A 15,818-nucleotide genomic window follows, 5' to 3' on the forward strand; every position below is an offset into this window, starting at 1 on the left:
TGTGCCCGGGCGTGCCATCGGGAGACGCCCGCCGATGCTCCCCGACGCCCTCCTCCACGACCTGAGTCTCGCCGCGACGATCAACGGCCTGCTCGCGTGTTGTCTCCTGACGGCTGCGACGCTCCGCCGGAACGACCGTCTCCTGCGGATCGGCGCCGGCGCGGCCCTCGCGACGGCGCTCGTCGGGGTCGTCGCCGTCTGGCCGCCCGCCCGGTGGACCGACTTCGGCGTCGTCGGCGGCGTCGTGACCGGCCTCCCCGCCCTCGGCGCCGGCCTCTGTCTGTTCGGCTACGGCCGGCATCGGGCGCTGGCGGGGGTCGGAATCCTCGCCCTCCTCCTCGGACTCGTCCTGTCGATTCCCGTCTTCGGCGAGCGGTTCGTCGCGCCGTGAGGCCGGAACCGGGACTCATTTCAAGGTAGTGTCACAACACGACGCTCGATGCCCTCCATCACTCGCAGGACGCTCCTCCGAACGCTCGCGGTCGGCGCGGCCGCCGGCGTCGCCGGGTGTTCGTCGTCGTGCCCCGACAGCGACCCGCCGGAGCCGTCGGTCGTCGTCGACGGGACCGCCGGATCGGGATTCGAGACGCTCCCCGGTGGCTCGTGGCCCCAACCCCGCTTCGATGCCGGTAACACGGGCCACGCCCCCGTCCGACCGCCGACCGACTCGCCGACCCTCCGCTGGCGAACGACGCTCTCCGCCCCGCCCGTCGACGGCGCCGGCGCCGCCGCGAGTTCGCCGACGGTCGCCGACGGACGGGTGTACGTGACGACCGCGGAGGGAGCCTTCGCGCTCTCCCTCCGGGACGGGTCGGAGCGCTGGCACCACGAAACGACGCCGGCGACGACCGATCCGACGGTCGGCTACGACGACGAACTCGCCCCACCCGTCGTCGCGGACGGCCGGGTGTATCTGGCGACGGCCGACGGCGTCGTCGCCCTGCACGCCGACGACGGTACCGTCGCGTGGCGGGCCACGGACGCGGCCGCGACGGGCGTGCCGGCTGTCCACGGGGACGGACTCCTCGCTCCGACGACGGACGGCCTCGCCGAACTCGACGCCCGCGACGGGAGTCGACGCTGGGTCGCCGACGTCGAGGCCACCCTGCCCGCCGTGGCCGACGGGACCGTCGTCGCGGGCGGCGAGGAGACGGTGGCGCTGGACGCCGCGTCCGGCGACCGGGAGTGGTCGGCGTCGGCGCGCGCCGAGTTCCACCCCGTCGTCGCCGACGACACCGTCTTCCTCGGGACGTACAGCCAACTCGTCGGGCTCGCCCTCGACGACGGCCGGGAGCGGTGGGCGGTCGACCGCGGCGGCGGGCGGACCTTCTCCGCGCCGGTGGTCACGCCCGAGACGGTCTACACGGTCGAACGCCCGTCCGAGGCGGCCGACGCGACGTTCGCCTTCGACCGCGACGGCGACGGGTCGCCGGAGCCGCGGTGGTGTTCGTACGTCGCAGAGGGGTCGGTCACGGCCGCGGCCGGCGGCCACGCGTTCGCGCTCCAGTCCGGCGCCGCCGACCCGCAACTGGTCGCGTTCACCGAACGCTTCGGCGAGGCGACGTGGGGCTACGCGGCCGCGGATCGGACGGTGCCGCCGGCGGTCCTCGACGACGGCGTCGTCACCGTCACCCGCCGCGGTACCGTCGCCGCCGTCGGAGGTGCCTGACGATGTGGACGCCGTCGAACCGCGTCTTCGGGGGCCTGACCGCCCTCGGCGGTCTCTGTACCCTCGTCGCCACCCTGCCCGCACGCTGGCTCGGGCCGCGACCCACGGACTCCTACGTCTTCGATCCCCCCCGGTTCGGCGCGCTATGGTTCGAACGAACCGTCGCTCCCGCCGTCGCCGTCGCGGCGGCGCTGCTGATACTGGTCGGGCTGCTCGCCCTGTTTCGCCGCGACCGGGAGCGGATGGCTCGCTGGCAGCGCTGGTTCGCCGTCGTCGCCGTCGTCGGCGTCGCCGTCGGGACGCTGGCGACGATGCTCGTCGTCTCGGCGGGACCGGGCGGGACCGCCGACCCGACCGTCGCCCTGAACGTCCTGCTCGGCGTCGGCCTCGGGCTGCTGGGGCTTCTCCTCGCCCTCCCCGGTCTCGTGGCGTGGGGCGTCGGCCACCTGCGCTCCGGCCGCCGACGGCTCGGCGCGGCGCTCGCCGGCGGCCCCGTCGTGACCCTTACAGTTCTCGTCGCCAACGTCGGTGCCGGCGTCTCGTTCGACGGGGTCGGTGGCCTCCCGATCACTCTCCCGGTCGCGCTGGCAGTCGGTGTCGTCGGCTACGACCTGTGGGATCGGGCGGGGGCGACCTGACTTCGCCAGTGCGACGGCGGGAACGGACTCAAGCCGCCGGAATCCTACCCGCCGAATATGTCGGACGAACAAGGTACCTGCGGTCGCTGCGAGGAGACGATTCCCACCGACGTGGATCGGTGCCCGCTCTGTGGCTACCGTCCCGGCCCCCGGAATCGGCGTGCGACACGCCTCGCCGAGTACGCCCTCGTCGGCGTCGTCGTCGCTTCCGTGGTCGTCTTCGTCGGCGGCGTCGCCGCCTCGGCGTTCGATCTGCCGGTCGGCGACCTCACCCGCATCGCCATCGTGACCCCGTACACCGCCGGCATCTCGGGGTTTTTCGCGTACTACCTCCACCGAAAGCGTCGGGCGACGCCGACCGACGACGACACGTTCGGGTGAGCGACGACCCGCGGCGCGCCGAAACCGTCAACGCTACGTCTCTCGGCGGTCGGGGGTTTCACAATCATGACCGATCTGTACCGACACGAATCGCCAATGGAAACCGCCCTCCGGGCCACCGGCGAGGCCGACGACGGGGCGACGTTCACCGACGCCGGACGCGCCGTCGAGCGCCCGGCACGCGGCGCATGACTCGATTCCACGGGCCGGAACGAACTTCTCCGACGAGCCCGAAGCGTCGTCCCCATGGTCCGCATCGAGGACGAAATCCACGTCGCCGTCGATCCGGAGACGGCGTTCGACTACATGGACGTGCCCGAACACCAAGCCGAAATCTCGCCCAGCCTCTCGGCCGTCGAAACCGTCGCGGAACTGCCGAACGGCGGCAAGCGCGCCACCTACACCTACCGGATGGCCGGCGTTCCGCTCGACGGCGAGGTGGAAGCGACCGTCTACGACCCGCCCCGACGAATCGTCTTCGAGATGACCGGCGGTATCGAGGGTACCATCGAGTGGACCTTCTCTCCGGAGGACGACGGCGTCAGGGTGGGCTACGCGGCCGAGTACGACCTCCCCATCCCCGTCCTCGACCGGCTGGCGGCGCCGTTCGTCCGCAAGTACAACGAGCGCGAACTGCGGACGACGCTCCAGAACCTGAAGACGCGGCTCGAAACCTGACCGCCGACGCCGACCAATCCGTGTCTGGCCGCGCTCCCGCCGCCACGGCCGACGACGCCTCCACGAGGACCGACCGCTGTGGCTGCTGCGAGGAACCCGTCCCGACGGGCGTGAAGCGGTGTCCGATCTGTGGCTACCGTCCCGCGGGCCACAGTCCGCGGCTGACCCTCCTGTGGGAAGTCGGCGCGGCGACGCTCCTGCTCGCCGCCGTGGTGACCTTCGCCGTCGGCGTCGGCGGCGCCGTCTTCGACGTGCCCGTCGGCGCGTTCGACCAACTCGCCATCGTCACGCCGTATATGGCGGGATTCTCGGGGTTCTTTACGTACTATCTCCACGAAAAGCGGCGGCTGACGCCGACGGACGACCAAGTGTTCGAATGATCGGACGACGGCGGTAAGAAACGAGTGGGTTGGGGCGGATTCGAACCGCCGGCCTGCTCCGTGTGAAGGAGCCGTCATAACCGGGCTAGACCACCAACCCTGCCAGTACGGAGTACTGGTGATGTCGACTTAAGGGTTGTCTTATAGGGACTGTCGGAAGCCGTCACGGCTCGTCGCCGAGACAGCCGGCGAAAATCTATCGACGGCGTCGACAGCGTCGATTACTCCGCCGCGTCGCCGCTGCGGTAGCGCCGGATTCGTTCCCGAGCGTCCGCGATGGCCGTCTTCGTCTCGCCCTCGGCGCGAGCCTCCAGTTCCTTGAGTTCGTCCTGCAACTTCTCCAGGCGGGACGGCTCCGGCTCCTCTTCTTTCCCGGTGAGTTCGCGGAAGCGCTCCTCCAGCGGACCGAGTTCCTCCACGACACCTTCCTTCGCGTGCTCGCCCGCTCGCCCGATGTAGTACAGTGCATCCTCGAAGTGCTTGTTCATATATGACCAAACGTAGACGACAAATATAGCTCTTGTGGCGAGGGGAGTCAGGATCGGCCGACGCCGCGGGCTCCGAGGACCCCGACGGCGGCGAGAGCGGTGACGACGCCGAGTCCGGGGCCGGCTCCGGTCGTGGGGGGAGGCGTCACGGTCGCGGTCGACGACGGGGTAATCGAAATCGGCGTCGGACTCGCCGTCGGCGTCGGACTCGCCGTCGGCGTCGGTCCGACCGGCGGCAACGGTACCGGTACGGTGACCGGCATCCCGTTCCGCCGGTACGTATCACCGACGGTCTCGGCCGTCCCGCGGACGGCGACGGCTCGGAGGTCGCTCCCGGCGTCGACGCCCTCGACGGGAACGACGACGAGGGCGTGTCTCCCGGGGGCAAGGTGAGCCGACCGCCCGGCGAGGGCGTCGCCGTCACGGACCTCGACGTAGCCGCCGTCGGGGAGGGAGACGTTCTCGACGGCGACGGTGCGCACGGCGTCGCTCAGCGAGGCAGCCCCCAGGGTCGCCGACCGGCGCTCGACCACCTCGAAGGGCTGTACGTCCGAGTCGCCGTCGACGCGGACTTCGAGGAGGTACGTGCCCGGCGTCGCGTTCGCCGGAACGGGGAGCCGGGCGATCCAGACGCCGTCGTACCCCCAGGACTCGACGACGTCGAACCCGAAGCGGTCGGCGTCGGGACCGTCGATCACCGACACGTCGATGGCGTTGTCGTCGGGGCGGCGGTTGGTGGTGCCACGAACCAGAAGCGTCGATCCGGCCTCGACGGGGCGGACGCCGGAGCGATTCGAGTCGTCGACGGGGCCCACGTCGACGATGGCGACGCGTCGGGGGTGGTCGGCGTCGACGGTCGAGGACGACCCGCCAGCGTCCGCGGCGCCGATTCCGGCGGCGACCGCCGACACCACGACGGCGAACGCGAAAAGTGGGACGAGCGGACGCATCGTCGACCGTTAGGTGTCGCCGTGAAAGTCGGTTTCGACGGTCAGTAGGACGGCCGATCCTCGCGAACGCCGTCGCGCTTGTTGACGAGGCGAGCGAAGGTGAAGAGGGCGTCCGAGAGGCGGTTCAGGTAGGCGATGGCCTCGGCGTTGACGGGATCGGTGCCGGCGAGGTCGACCGCCCGGCGCTCGGCCCGGCGGACGACCGTCCGGGCGTGGTGGAGGGCGGCGCCGGCCTCGCTTCCCGTCGGGAGGACGAACGACTCCAGCGGGTCGAGTTCCTCGTCGGCGGCGTCGATCCAGTCCTCCAACTGCTCGGTGTGGGCCTCGCGGACGACGGGGGCGTCCTCGTCCGGATCGGGGTTGGCGAAGTCGGCCTGTACGATGTGGAGGTGATTTTGCACCCGTTCGAGATACTCGTCCACGTCGTCGTACCCGGTCGGCCGGATCGTCCCGACGAGCGCGTTGGCCTCGTCGACGGTGCCGTAGGCCTCGATTCGGGGGCTGGTCTTCGAGACGCGGGACATGTCCCGGAGATCGGTCATCCCCTCGTCGCCCCGGCCGGTGTAGATCTTCATGCGAGGGTCCGCTCGACGTACTCCAGGATGTTGGCGCTCTCGGCCATCGTGACGCCGCGCTCGTCGTCGACGATGACGGGCACGGCGCGCTGGCCGCTGACGCGTTTCACCTCGTTGCGCTTCGAGTGGAGCGCTTCGGTCCAGACCGTCTCGTAGTCGATACCGTTCGCCTCCAGGGCGTCGTGGACCTTCTCGCAGTACGGGCAGCCGTCGAGCGCGTAGAGCGTGATCGACATACCTCGCCTTGGGACGCGGTGGGCAAGTAGCTTGGCCCGGGGGCGTGCCCGTGAACTTCGTATCGCGACATGTGGTTTATCGCGCATTTCGGCAACCAGTATCTTCAATTGAGCCGCCCACCGAAAGACAGCTATGAGTCTGGAGATGGAACACGACTGTCCGGAGTGTTCGAACGACACGTTCTGGCGGACGGCGAGCACGACGCTTCACCTTGGGGAGAAGACGAAGTGGGTGTGTACCGACTGCGACTACGGCCTCGTCCGCATCGACGGCATCGACAGCTCCGAACACGTCGGCTTCTAAAAAGGAACGACCGCGGCGCTACTCGATCTGTTCGCGGTACTCGTCGGCGGTGAGCAAGTCGTCGAACTCCCCCTCCGAACTCGGCTCGACTTCGATCATCCAGCCGTCGCCGTAGGGGTCCTGATTGACGAGTTCCGGCGCGTCGAACAGGTCTTCGTTGACACCGACGACGGTGCCCGAGACGGGCGAGACGAGGTCGGAGACGGCCTTGATGCTCTCGACGACGCCGAACTCGCCGTCTTTGGTCACCTCGTCGCCCTCCGCGGGCAGTTCGACGAACACCACGTCGCCGAGTTCGTCCTGTGCGAAGTCCGTGATACCGATGCGAACGGTGCCGTCGGTCGTCGTCCATTCGTGCGATTCCAGATACCGTCGATCCGCGGGTACGTCGAAGCTCATCTGTTGATAAACGGGGGCGTCACTACGTTTGCTTGCTTCGGTTCGCCCCGGACGACGACGCGGACACGAGTGCCCGGAGGTGCCTGTTCGGTCGAGAGGTAGCCGAGGCCGATGGGTTCGTTGAGCGTCGGGCTCATCGTCCCGCTGGTGAGGTGACCGAGGTGGTCGCCGTCGGCGTCGACCACCTCGTAGCCGTGGCGAGGGACGCCGCGTTGCTGGAGGACGACGCCCCGGAAGCGCTCGTCGACGCCCTCGCGCTCGACGGCTTCGAGGGCGTCACGGCCCACGAACTCCGTATCGAGGTCGACCGTCCAGCCGACGCCCGCCTCGTAGGGGTTGCGGGGTTCGTCCTCGGGGTGGAAATCCTCGCCGGAGAGGAGAAAGCCCATCTCCAAGCGGAGGGTGTCCCGCGCGCCGAGGCCACAGGGCTGGCAGTCGAAGGCCGACCACACCGTCTCGGCCTCGTCCCACGGGACGAGGAACTCGAAGCCGTCCTCGCCGGTGTAGCCGGTTCTGGAAGTGAAAGAGCGCACGCCGGCCACCTCGCAGAACGTGGCCTCGAACCGGTCGATGTCGGTGGTCAGGCCGTCGCTCGCCTCGGCGGCCAAATCCGGCGCTTCCGGCCCCTGGAGCGCCAGCATCGCCCACTCCTCGGTGGTGTCGTCCACCGTCGCGTCGAGGCCCCACTCGTCGCGGTGGGAGACCCACCGCTCGTACATCTCGGCGTCGTGGCCCGCGTTCGGGATGAACAGATAGTGGGGCTGGCCCTCCCGGTCGGGCAACCTGAACACCATCGTGTCGTCGAGGATCACCCCCGACTCGTCCGTGATGCACGCGTACTGGGTGTCGCCCGGTTCGAGTTCGGATACGTCGTTGGTGGTCAGCCGACCCATCAGCGCCGTCGCGTCGGGACCGGCCACCTGAATCTCGCCCATGTGCGAGACGTCGAAGATGCCCGCCGACTCGCGGACTGCGGCGTGTTCTGTCCGGATGGAGTCGAACTCCACCGGCATCTCCCACCCGCCGAACTCGGTGAACGAGGCGTCCCGCTCGGCGTGCATCTCGCGTAAGGGTGGCTTCCGGAGGCCCATGCTCACCCCTCAACGCCTCGTGACCTAATGGTTTTGTCCGAAAGCCGACGAACGACCGGGGCGTAAACCGTATATTGCGATATAGAATCGGCGGCGGACGTGACCGAACGGGAGCCGTCGCCAGCCGACTCAGTCGTCCGACGCGGCGGCGGTCGGCGCACGCGACGCCACGCGTCCGTCCATCGGTTCCCAGTTGAGCGCCCCCTCGTAGTGGAACGCGCGGTGGTCCTGTGTCGGATCGACGACCGTCAGCGAGAGCCAGCCGTTGTCGAGGAGGGTAGTCAGCTCCTCGTGGTCGGCCAGAATCCCGGTGACGCGCTCGATTGGGGCGTGGACGACCGTCGAGAGCCGGAGCGGCTGGTGGTACGGCTCGTCGTCGGCGCTCGTCAGGGACTGTAGCGGGAGCCCAGTCATCAGGTCGCCGCCGTTGCCCTGGTAGACGCCGACGTTGCCGACGGGGTTGTGCGTCACCTTCGACCCGCTGCCGTAGGCCGCGTTGTCGACAGTCGAGAAGTAGTACTGGGCGTTGATCCACTGCGTGACGACCATCGGGCCGGTCAGGATGGCGTCGAGTGCCTCCCCGTCGTCGGTCTCCCAGTCGTAGGAGTGGAGGAACGACCGCCCGTCCAGGTCGAGGCCGTCGGTGAGGGCGCGGGGACCGACGACGAAGCCCGCGTTGCCGGCCAACCCCCACTCCGGGCGCGTCTCCGCCCAGTCGCCGGCGCGGCGCTGGGTCTCGCGGACGCCCGCGTCGGCGTCGCCGCCCATGTCGGCGGCGCGTTCGGCGGCCGCATCGGCGCGTGCGGTCGCCAAGTCGGCACGGAGCCGGTCGATATCTTCGGCGTGGGTCTCGGGGACGTGGCCGTCGTACAGCTGCACCTCGTCGGTGGTCGTGTTGTGTTCGGCGGCGAGGAAGACCGTGTCGTGAGGGACGTCGATCCCGCGTTCGCGGAGTTCCGCCTTGACTGCGTCGTCGTTGCAGATGGCGGCGAGGACGCGGGCGTTCGGGCCGCCGGGGTTGCCGGCACAGGCGCCACAGTCGAGGCTCGAATCGAACGGGTTGTTCGCCGTCTCGCTGGCGTGGCCGGTGAAGACGACGACGCGGGCGAACTCCGCCCAGCCCATGAGGTCGAAGGCCGTCTCGGCGTAGGTCACCTTCTCCTCGAGCGTGAGTCCCTCGCGAAGCTCGTGGACCGAGTCCGGGTTGTAGTCGACCGTCGGCTCACAGAACTCGTGGGTCTCGGGGGTCCGGTCGGCGGCGTGGAACAGGTCCCGGACGCGTCCCGGCAGGAGCGTGCGGGCAGCCAGCGCGGCGCCGTAGCCGGCGCCGGCGCTCTCGACGAAGCTGAAGGCCGTCGCGGCGTTGGATTTGAGCCGCTTGACCGCCGCCTTCCCGGCGTCGAGTGCGGCGTGCCAGTCGTCGTACGCGTCCGCCTCGGCCGCCGCCGTGGGACGCTCCGCGATGCGATGCTCCGCGTCGAGGATCGGCGGACAGGCGTCGACGGTCACGTCGGCGTCGTAGCCGTCCCAGCGCATCGGCACCCCGAAGAAGCCGGCGTAGCCGAACGTCTCGTAGTCCCCGGCTGCCTCGACGTGCCGACGGATGATCTCCGAGCGGGTGTCGATACAGAAGACCAGTTGGGCGTCCGGGCGGTCGTCGTCCCCGTCCTCGGCGACCGACTCGCTCGCGTCGGCGACCGATTCGGCCAGTTCCGACCGGTAGGTCGCCTCCCACGCGGACAGCCAGACGTCGGCGAGCGGGACGGTGCCCGCGTCCGTGCGGTCGTCCGTTCCGTCCTCCGGAGGTACGAGGGGCGCGTCGACGGCGTCGGCGAGCGTCAGCCGCACCGCCAGATAGCCCGGAAGCGTGATCGGATACGTCGACTGCCAGGCGTCGCCGTCAGCGGCGCGCTGTTTGAGCAGGCCCGTCCAACCCGGCAGCGCGGCCAAGTGGAACTCGAAGCTGTCCTGCCACCGACCGACGGGGTGGGCTGCGAGGCAGTCCCGGATGGCGTCGATCGGTTCCTCGGGGAGGTCGACGACGGCGTCCGGCACGTCGCTATCGTGGGGGGCGACGGTGCGGAAGGCCTCGTAGAACCCCGCCTCGCGGTTCGGCATGGACCACGACGCGGATCCCTGATCGAGAAACGCCGCCAGCCACTTCGCCACGATGGCGTCGACCCGATCCGTCTCCGGCGTCGCCGTCCCGTCGTCGGGGTCGGCGGCGGCCATGCGGTCGAGCGACGCCTCGGGGTCGGCGTCGTAGCCGTGGGCGTCCAGCCGCGACCGTAGGGCGTCGGGGTCGATCCGGCCGGCCGCCCACGCACGGCGGAAGGTGTCGGCGCTCGGGTAGCCGTCGCCGCCGAGCAAACGCTCGGCGTCCGCGACGGCCTCGTGGAACGGGCGGTCCTCGTATCCGGAGAGCGGGTTGGCGGTCACGAACGAGTGGATCGGCCAGGCCGACCCGACTGCGTCCGCCGCCGCGTCGATACTCGCTTCGATGGCAGGGTCAGTACTCATTGTAATCCTCCGTAGCGGTCAGCAGGGTCTCCGAGGCGGGTTGTGACGCGTTCAACAGCGCCACGTACAGGCGCTCGCTGTGGCGGTAGACGCCGGTCTCGACGGCGAGATACGCGCCGACGAACGCGACGGCGACGAGTCCGTGTATCGGCGTCAACGCCATCGGCTCCCCGACGGCGGGGAGTCCGGACAGCAGCCCCTCGATCACGCGGTAGAAGACGGCGTAGACGGCGAGGGCCGGGAGAGCGACCAGCGGGACGGCGGCGTACCGAATCGTCGTCGGAACTGTGGTGCCGGTGACGACGGTCCGGGCCGCCTGCAGGACCGTCAGGACGACCAGCAGCGTGAGCAGGAGACCGCTATCGAGCGCGGTGCCCTTGCCCGTGAGCGCGGCGAACAGGACGCCGCCCGCGAGGCCAGTGCCGAGGATCACGGCGGCGCCGACGGGGCCGGTCGACCCCGTCGCGCCCGTCGACGGGTGCTCGTGGGAAACCCGACCGCCCGACGAGAGGAACTGGTAGGCCTTGTAGAACCCGTGCAGGACGAGGTGGGTGATCGCGGCCGCGAAAAAGCCCAGCCCGGCCTGCATGATCATGAAGCCCATCTGTCCGACGGTCGAGCAGCCGAGCCGACCCTTGACGTCCGTCTGGACGGTCTTCAGGAGCTTGCCGAGCAGCGCACTCGCCGCGCCGACGGCCGTGATGCCCAGCATCGTTCCCGGGTCGACGGTGACGACGGGGGCAAAGCGCACCAGCAGAATCCCGCCGGCGTTGACGAACCCGGCGTGCATCAGCGCCGAGGCCGGCGTGGGTGCCGTCATCGACGAGAGAAGCCAGGTGTGGAAGGGCAGGAGTGCCGACTGCACCATCGCCGCCAGCAGGAGCGCCCCGGCGGCGACGAGCACGGCCGCCGTCGGCGCCGCGCCGACGGTCGACGCGATGCCCGAGACCGTCGTCGACCCGGTGGCCCACCACAGCGTCACGAGACCGACAGCGAGTAACGCGCTGCTCGCGAGGAAGTACCGGCGCGCGAGCGAGGCGGCCGCCTTCGCCTGTTTCCAGCCCTCGACGTGCCCGATCAGGTCGGCCATGAGGAGTCCCATCGCGAGCCACGCGGCCCAGAACAGGGCGACGTGGTCGGCCGCGACGAGTACCGTCGCGACCAGCGTGAACGCGAACAGGCGGCCGAAGAACCGGTCCACGTGGTGGTCCCCGGCCATGTAGCGCCGCGAGTAGCTGTGGACGACCCCGCTGAGGAACGTGACGGTGACCCACATCACGGCGGTCAGTCCGTCGACGGCGAGGGGGCCGACCGTCCAGGGATCGGCGCTCCGCAGTCGGAGGGCGAGGACGGCGACGCTCGCGACCCAGAGGAACCACACGAGTCGCGTCAGCGCCCCCGGAACGCGTGATTCGTCACTCGTCGGCGTCGGCAGCGATCCCACGGTCGGTGTCCGTTCTTCCTCGTGCATCGGTTGCTCCGTCGACGACCGACCACGACGGGGCGTCGCCAGCCCCGTGAGACTAGTTTCGGTCGCCTACATCACTTTCACGAACAGAATAGGCATTAAATCTGTCTATTTTACCAGATCGTTCGAATATTGTATATTATAGAACGTTATGGTTTTCAGAGAGACAGTCGTCGGAGGAGAGGTTTCACTGACGGGGGAGTGGCAGTGGGCGGGACCGATCCGGAGGCGAACGCGGAGCTACTCGTCGTCCTCACCGCGTCGCGCGGGGTCGAACTTCCCGAACGGCGTCGTCTCGTGGCTCCGGACGAGCACTTCGTCGGCGACGGTGAGACCCATGTCGAGCAGTTCCTGTGCGACGGGCGTGATGTCGCCGTCGGACTCGCCGACGGCCGTCACGAGGAGGTTCTGTTCCCCGGTGACCAGTTCCTGAACCGAAACGACGCCGTCTATCTCCAGAATGTCGGCGACGAGGTCGCCCCGTTCCGGGATCGACGCGGTACAGTAGAGCAACATGCGGAGCGGGTAGCCCGACTGACCGTAGTCCACATCGGCGCTGTACCCTTTGATCACGCCGTCGGATTCGAGGCGCCTGATTCGCTTCCGGACGGTGCTGTCGGAGGTGCCGGTACGCTCCGCGATATCCCCGGACGACGTGTTTCGGGCGTCTTCCTGTAGCGCGTACAGAATCGCTCCGTCTACGTCGTCGATGTCCTCGTCACCCATACCCCGTACGTCCGTGGCGACGGTCCTGTATGTTTGGGCGTCGAGCGGCGGGGACGACGGGATCACAACAGGTGCACGTCGTCGACCGACGCCCGAACGGGGTCGCCGGGGTCGAGCGGTCGCCCGGCCGCCGGCGGCACGGTGGCGACCAGATCCACGCCGCCGAGGTCGACGATCACCCGCCAGCCGTCCCCCTCGTTGAGACGGCGACGGACCGCGCCGACGAGGCCGGCGTCGTCGTCCGCCGGATCGAGGCGGACGCGGGACGGGCGAAGACACGCCGTGACGGCCGTGCCGACCGCTCGATCCGTCGCAACCGGCAGGGTGACGCCGCCGACGCGGACGCCGTCCTCGACGACCGTCCCCTCGAAGACGTTCTCACAGCCGGTGAAGCGCGCGACGAACTCGCTCTCGGGGCGGTCGAGGACGGCGTCCGGGGTGCCGACCTGTTCGACGGCGCCGTCCCGGAGCACCGCGATCCGATCTCCGAGCACCGTCGCCGACCGCTGGTCGTGCGTGACGTACAGCACCGGCACGTCGAGCGCGCCGAACAGGTCGTGGAGTTCGTCGCGGAGGCGCCGACGGATCGGCGCGTCGAGGCTCGACAGCGGTTCGTCGAGTAACAGGGCGTCGGGGTCGGCGGCGAGCGTCCGAGCGAGCGCGACCCGCTGGGCCTCGCCGCCGGAGAGGGCGGCCGGCCGCCTGTCGAGGAGGTCCCGAATCTCCAGAGTCGCGGCCAGGTCGTCGACGCGCGCCTCCGCCGTCGCCGCGTACGCGACGTTCTCTCGGGCAGTCAGGTGGGGAAAGAGCGCGCCGTCCTGAAAGACGAGACCGACGCCGCGCTCCTCCGGTGGCCGGCCGTCCAGTGATCGGCCGTCGAGCGTCAGGCTCCCGTCGTCGGCGGAGACGGTACCCGCGATCAGCGAGAGGAGCGTCGTCTTGCCACAGCCCGACGGTCCGAGGACGGTCACCACTTCGTCGTCGACGGCGAGGTCGACCGGCCCGAGTTCGAAGCGTCCGTACCGCTTCGTCACCCCGTCGAGGCGGAGGCCGCCAGTCATCGCCACGGGTTCGAGGCGACGGTGTCCAGAACGAGCAGTGCGAGCGCGGAGACGACGACGAGGACGATGGCGACCGGATAGGCGGCGTCGAGGCCGAGCGAGACAAAGGACACCCAGATCTGGACGGGCATCGTCCGCGGGTAGTACGCCAGCATCATGGTCGCGCCGAACTCGCCCATCGCGCGGGCGAACGCGAGCGTCACGCCGGCGAGAACGCCCGGCGCCGCGAGCGGCAGGGTGATACGCCGGGCGGTCGTCAAGCGTCCCTTCCCGAGCGAGCGAGAGGCGTGTTCGAGCGCCCGGTCGACGCCCTCGAAGGCCGCCTTCGCCGTGACGACGACGAACGGGGACGCGACGAACGTCTGGGCGAGGACGACGCCCGCGAGCGACCGGGTGAGCGGGAGGCCCGCCGCGGCGGCCACGTCGCCGAGGAGCGTGTTCGGACCGACCACCGTGAGGAGGACGACCCCACCCACCGTCGGCGGGAGGACGAGTGGAAGCACCACGGCCGCGAGGACGGCGTCCGTCCACCGCGTGTCGGCGCGGGCCAGCCAGTACGCAAGCGGCAGGCCGAAGGCGGTGCCGAGGAGAGTGCTGAGCGTCGCGGCGACGATCGACGTCGTCGCCGCGTTCACCACCGTCGCCTCGGTCAGGCTGGCGGCGACCGCACCCGGCGGCGCCGAGAGAAACAGCGAGACGAGGGGTGCGAGGTAGTAGAGGAGGAGCAGTCCCCCGAGGGCGAGCGCGACGGTGAGCCAGTCGGAGCGGGGCAGGCGTCGACGCATCGAGCGTGTCGTCGTCATCGGGGACTCGTTCGGTCGGCAGCCGTCGGTTCGCGGCGGTCGCCGTTCGTCGCCGCCCTGACCGCGGCGGGCACGTCGCCCTCGTACCGCGGGAACGCGTCGCGGCGCAGGAAGCCGGACTCGTCGAGGTAGGTCCCGGTCGTGTGCGCGGCGAAGACCGACCGCGCGGCCTCGCTCGGTCGCCGGATCGTCGAGCCGTAGGCGATGAGGCTACCCCGAATCTCCCGTCCGCTCGGGAGCGTATAGGAGACGGTCGCGTACCGGTCGGCGTGGGCCGGGTCGCTGAGGTCGATCCGGTCGGGGAGGGAAACGTAGTCGTAGCCGCGCTCGACGGCCATGTTTCGGTAGGCGAAGGCGGCGTCGATCGATCCGGTCTCGAACTCGCCGAGCAGCGCCGTCTCCGGGTAGATCTGTCGGCGGTCGGGCACCACCTCGCGGAGCGCCGGCGCGTCGTCGTAGTGGCGGCCGGCGAGTTCGAGGGTAAAGAGGGTGCGATACCCCAGCGGGTCCCGATCCGGGTCGGTGCGCCCGAGGCGCACGTCGCCCGCGACCAGCGGGTCGTACCACCGCGCCGCCTCGGCGACGCGTCGCCCTCCCGCCGTCTCGGGGTTGTACGCGAGGACGACCGCGTTGCTCGTAAACGTCGCGTACCACGGCGGCGAGAGGGGATCCTCGAAGAGCGCGGTGTCGGCGACGGTGACGATGTCGGGGTCGCGCTGTCCCTCGGCGACCATGCGCGCGACGGTCGCCGATCCGTGGGCTTCGACCCGGATGGGCACGTCGACGGCGGGTTTCAACCCCGTCTCCAGTGCGTGCTGGAAGCTCCCGGCCGCGAGAATCGCGACCGAGTCGTCGTCGGCACCCCTCGCACCCGCTCGGCCGCCGACACAGCCAGCCAGCCCGGCGGCGCCGGCCGCGCCGACAGCGGACAGGAACGCACGGCGGGGGACCCCGGCTGTCTCGTGCATGGCCTGGAGTACAGACAGTTGAGCCAAAAGGTTATCTCAAACGGTTTCGTTTTAGTCGTATGGTTGCGGCCGAGTCGACGACCCTGACCGAACGACAGGTGGAGGTGCTCGAACTCCGGGAGCGGGGGCTCACACAGCGGGAAGTCGCCGAGCGCCTCGGGACGACTGGTTCGAACGTGAGCGCAATCGAGCGGGCGGCGGAGCGAAACGTCGAGCAGGCCCGCCGGACGCTGGGGTTGATTCGAACGATCAGGTCCCCCGTCCGCCTGACCGTCGAGGCGGGGACCACCTTCGACGACCTGATCGACACCGTGTACGAACGGGGCGACGAGGACGGTGTGAAGATCGACTACTGCCGCCCGGAGCTGTACGCCCACCTGTTCGGCCGGCTCGAACCCCACACGTCGCGGAACCGCCTCGACACCGAGGTCGAAATCGGGTTGACCCGCGAGGGCGAGGTGAAGGTGTTCGTCGACGAGTGAT

General features: G+C 69.9%; 21 protein-coding genes and 1 tRNA gene. 9 read left to right on the forward strand and 13 right to left on the reverse strand.

Features of this window, described 5'->3' with window-relative positions; all coding sequences use genetic code 11:
* Window positions 1-34: 34 nt before the first annotated feature.
* The 7 genes from DU484_RS16020 to DU484_RS16045 all read left to right on the forward strand — a co-directional run bounded on the left by DU484_RS16020 (window position 35) and on the right by DU484_RS16045 (window position 3,746).
* A complete protein-coding gene (locus tag DU484_RS16020) occupies window positions 35-391 on the forward strand; it encodes a hypothetical protein (protein ID WP_114606429.1) in 357 nt (118 codons plus the stop codon).
* A gap of 48 nt (window positions 392-439) precedes the next feature.
* Window positions 440-1,669 (forward strand): outer membrane protein assembly factor BamB family protein, encoded by a 1,230-nt coding sequence (locus DU484_RS16025; protein ID WP_114606430.1) that lies wholly within the window; start codon window positions 440-442, stop codon window positions 1,667-1,669.
* Between the two features lie 2 nt (window positions 1,670-1,671).
* Complete coding sequence (locus DU484_RS16030; protein WP_114586940.1) at window positions 1,672-2,307, forward strand: hypothetical protein; 636 nt, start codon at window positions 1,672-1,674, stop codon at window positions 2,305-2,307.
* Window positions 2,308-2,364: 57 nt separating this feature from the next.
* Window positions 2,365-2,688 carry a zinc ribbon domain-containing protein gene (locus tag DU484_RS16035; protein ID WP_114606431.1) on the forward strand — a complete coding sequence of 108 codons (324 nt, stop codon included), beginning with the start codon at window positions 2,365-2,367 and terminating at the stop codon, window positions 2,686-2,688.
* A 66-nt stretch (window positions 2,689-2,754) separates the two neighbouring features.
* Window positions 2,755-2,880: a hypothetical protein gene (locus tag DU484_RS20515; RefSeq protein ID WP_262342804.1), complete on the forward strand. Its 126-nt coding sequence runs from the start codon at window positions 2,755-2,757 to the stop codon at window positions 2,878-2,880.
* Between the two features lie 54 nt (window positions 2,881-2,934).
* Window positions 2,935-3,366 (forward strand): SRPBCC family protein, encoded by a 432-nt coding sequence (locus DU484_RS16040; protein WP_114586942.1) that lies wholly within the window; start codon window positions 2,935-2,937, stop codon window positions 3,364-3,366.
* Between the two features lie 20 nt (window positions 3,367-3,386).
* Window positions 3,387-3,746, forward strand: a complete 360-nt coding sequence (locus DU484_RS16045) for a hypothetical protein (RefSeq protein WP_114586943.1) — start codon at window positions 3,387-3,389, stop codon at window positions 3,744-3,746.
* 25 nt (window positions 3,747-3,771) lie between these two features.
* Here DU484_RS16045 and DU484_RS16050 read toward each other — a convergent pair.
* From DU484_RS16050 to DU484_RS16070, 5 genes are all read right to left on the reverse strand, one after another.
* Window positions 3,772-3,846, reverse strand: a tRNA-Val gene (locus DU484_RS16050).
* A gap of 121 nt (window positions 3,847-3,967) precedes the next feature.
* Window positions 3,968-4,234, reverse strand: a complete 267-nt coding sequence (locus DU484_RS16055; protein WP_114586952.1) for a DUF7553 family protein — start codon at window positions 4,232-4,234, stop codon at window positions 3,968-3,970.
* 47 nt (window positions 4,235-4,281) lie between these two features.
* Window positions 4,282-5,184 (reverse strand): DUF7282 domain-containing protein, encoded by a 903-nt coding sequence (locus tag DU484_RS16060; RefSeq protein WP_114606432.1) that lies wholly within the window; start codon window positions 5,182-5,184, stop codon window positions 4,282-4,284.
* A 41-nt stretch (window positions 5,185-5,225) separates the two neighbouring features.
* The gene (locus DU484_RS16065) at window positions 5,226-5,759 is read right to left on the reverse strand and encodes a cob(I)yrinic acid a,c-diamide adenosyltransferase (RefSeq protein WP_114586954.1); all 534 of its coding nucleotides are present in this window, start codon (window positions 5,757-5,759) and stop codon (window positions 5,226-5,228) included.
* Entirely contained in the window at window positions 5,756-5,995 is a 240-nt protein-coding gene (locus DU484_RS16070; RefSeq protein WP_114586955.1) for a glutaredoxin family protein, read from the reverse strand. Before DU484_RS16070 ends, DU484_RS16065 begins: the two co-directional genes overlap by 4 nt.
* A 133-nt stretch (window positions 5,996-6,128) precedes the next feature.
* On the opposite strand from DU484_RS16070, the gene DU484_RS20075 reads away from it, so the two are divergent.
* A complete protein-coding gene (locus DU484_RS20075; protein WP_181861690.1) occupies window positions 6,129-6,299 on the forward strand; it encodes a DUF7838 family putative zinc beta-ribbon protein in 171 nt (56 codons plus the stop codon).
* Between the two features lie 18 nt (window positions 6,300-6,317).
* On the opposite strand, the gene gcvH is transcribed toward DU484_RS20075, so the two are convergent.
* The 8 genes from gcvH to DU484_RS16110 form a co-directional block, all read right to left on the reverse strand.
* The gene (gene gcvH, locus DU484_RS16075; RefSeq protein ID WP_114606433.1) at window positions 6,318-6,698 is read right to left on the reverse strand and encodes a glycine cleavage system protein GcvH; all 381 of its coding nucleotides are present in this window, start codon (window positions 6,696-6,698) and stop codon (window positions 6,318-6,320) included.
* Window positions 6,695-7,789: a glycine cleavage system aminomethyltransferase GcvT gene (gcvT, locus tag DU484_RS16080; protein ID WP_114586957.1), complete on the reverse strand. Its 1,095-nt coding sequence runs from the start codon at window positions 7,787-7,789 to the stop codon at window positions 6,695-6,697. Before gcvT ends, gcvH begins: the two co-directional genes overlap by 4 nt.
* Window positions 7,790-7,918: 129 nt before the next feature.
* A complete protein-coding gene (locus DU484_RS16085) occupies window positions 7,919-10,309 on the reverse strand; it encodes a DUF2309 domain-containing protein (protein ID WP_114606434.1) in 2,391 nt (796 codons plus the stop codon).
* Window positions 10,299-11,780 (reverse strand): proton-conducting transporter transmembrane domain-containing protein, encoded by a 1,482-nt coding sequence (locus DU484_RS16090; RefSeq protein WP_114606435.1) that lies wholly within the window; start codon window positions 11,778-11,780, stop codon window positions 10,299-10,301. Before DU484_RS16090 ends, DU484_RS16085 begins: the two co-directional genes overlap by 11 nt.
* Before the next feature lie 237 nt (window positions 11,781-12,017).
* Complete coding sequence (locus DU484_RS16095; RefSeq protein ID WP_114586960.1) at window positions 12,018-12,503, reverse strand: Lrp/AsnC family transcriptional regulator; 486 nt, start codon at window positions 12,501-12,503, stop codon at window positions 12,018-12,020.
* A 62-nt stretch (window positions 12,504-12,565) separates the two neighbouring features.
* Window positions 12,566-13,564 (reverse strand): ABC transporter ATP-binding protein, encoded by a 999-nt coding sequence (locus tag DU484_RS16100; protein ID WP_114606436.1) that lies wholly within the window; start codon window positions 13,562-13,564, stop codon window positions 12,566-12,568.
* Complete coding sequence (locus DU484_RS16105) at window positions 13,561-14,367, reverse strand: molybdate ABC transporter permease subunit (RefSeq protein WP_114586962.1); 807 nt, start codon at window positions 14,365-14,367, stop codon at window positions 13,561-13,563. Before DU484_RS16105 ends, DU484_RS16100 begins: the two co-directional genes overlap by 4 nt.
* Window positions 14,364-15,335 (reverse strand): extracellular solute-binding protein, encoded by a 972-nt coding sequence (locus DU484_RS16110; RefSeq protein ID WP_114606437.1) that lies wholly within the window; start codon window positions 15,333-15,335, stop codon window positions 14,364-14,366. Before DU484_RS16110 ends, DU484_RS16105 begins: the two co-directional genes overlap by 4 nt.
* 59 nt (window positions 15,336-15,394) lie before the next feature.
* Here DU484_RS16110 and DU484_RS16115 point away from each other — a divergent pair, with 59 nt between their 5' ends.
* Entirely contained in the window at window positions 15,395-15,817 is a 423-nt protein-coding gene (locus DU484_RS16115) for a Tfx family DNA-binding protein (protein ID WP_114606438.1), read from the forward strand.
* The last annotated feature ends 1 nt before the right edge of the window (window position 15,818 follow it).

It is taken from the genome of Haloplanus rubicundus, from assembly GCF_003342675.1.
GTDB classification, from domain to species: Archaea; Halobacteriota; Halobacteria; order Halobacteriales; family Haloferacaceae; genus Haloplanus; species Haloplanus rubicundus.

Bases quoted from the DNA above. Each gene is read 5' to 3' on its own strand.
- DU484_RS16105 (WP_114586962.1), bottom strand. From the start codon at position 14,367: ATGACGACGACACGCTCGATGCGTCGACGCCTGCCCCGCTCCGACTGG.
- DU484_RS16070 (WP_114586955.1), bottom strand. From the start codon at position 5,995: ATGTCGATCACGCTCTACGCGCTCGACGGCTGCCCGTACTGCGAGAAG.
- DU484_RS16115 (WP_114606438.1), top strand. From the start codon at position 15,395: ATGGTTGCGGCCGAGTCGACGACCCTGACCGAACGACAGGTGGAGGTG.
- DU484_RS16055 (WP_114586952.1), bottom strand. From the start codon at position 4,234: ATGAACAAGCACTTCGAGGATGCACTGTACTACATCGGGCGAGCGGGC.
- DU484_RS16095 (WP_114586960.1), bottom strand. From the start codon at position 12,503: ATGGGTGACGAGGACATCGACGACGTAGACGGAGCGATTCTGTACGCG.
- DU484_RS16085 (WP_114606434.1), bottom strand. From the start codon at position 10,309: ATGAGTACTGACCCTGCCATCGAAGCGAGTATCGACGCGGCGGCGGAC.
- gcvH (WP_114606433.1), bottom strand. From the start codon at position 6,698: ATGAGCTTCGACGTACCCGCGGATCGACGGTATCTGGAATCGCACGAA.
- DU484_RS16035 (WP_114606431.1), top strand. From the start codon at position 2,365: ATGTCGGACGAACAAGGTACCTGCGGTCGCTGCGAGGAGACGATTCCC.
- DU484_RS16030 (WP_114586940.1), top strand. From the start codon at position 1,672: ATGTGGACGCCGTCGAACCGCGTCTTCGGGGGCCTGACCGCCCTCGGC.
- gcvT (WP_114586957.1), bottom strand. From the start codon at position 7,789: ATGGGCCTCCGGAAGCCACCCTTACGCGAGATGCACGCCGAGCGGGAC.
- DU484_RS20075 (WP_181861690.1), top strand. From the start codon at position 6,129: ATGAGTCTGGAGATGGAACACGACTGTCCGGAGTGTTCGAACGACACG.
- DU484_RS16065 (WP_114586954.1), bottom strand. From the start codon at position 5,759: ATGAAGATCTACACCGGCCGGGGCGACGAGGGGATGACCGATCTCCGG.
- DU484_RS16100 (WP_114606436.1), bottom strand. From the start codon at position 13,564: ATGACTGGCGGCCTCCGCCTCGACGGGGTGACGAAGCGGTACGGACGC.
- DU484_RS16020 (WP_114606429.1), top strand. From the start codon at position 35: ATGCTCCCCGACGCCCTCCTCCACGACCTGAGTCTCGCCGCGACGATC.
- DU484_RS16060 (WP_114606432.1), bottom strand. From the start codon at position 5,184: ATGCGTCCGCTCGTCCCACTTTTCGCGTTCGCCGTCGTGGTGTCGGCG.
- DU484_RS16025 (WP_114606430.1), top strand. From the start codon at position 440: ATGCCCTCCATCACTCGCAGGACGCTCCTCCGAACGCTCGCGGTCGGC.
- DU484_RS16090 (WP_114606435.1), bottom strand. From the start codon at position 11,780: ATGCACGAGGAAGAACGGACACCGACCGTGGGATCGCTGCCGACGCCG.
- DU484_RS16110 (WP_114606437.1), bottom strand. From the start codon at position 15,335: ATGCACGAGACAGCCGGGGTCCCCCGCCGTGCGTTCCTGTCCGCTGTC.
- DU484_RS16040 (WP_114586942.1), top strand. From the start codon at position 2,935: ATGGTCCGCATCGAGGACGAAATCCACGTCGCCGTCGATCCGGAGACG.
- DU484_RS20515 (WP_262342804.1), top strand. From the start codon at position 2,755: ATGACCGATCTGTACCGACACGAATCGCCAATGGAAACCGCCCTCCGG.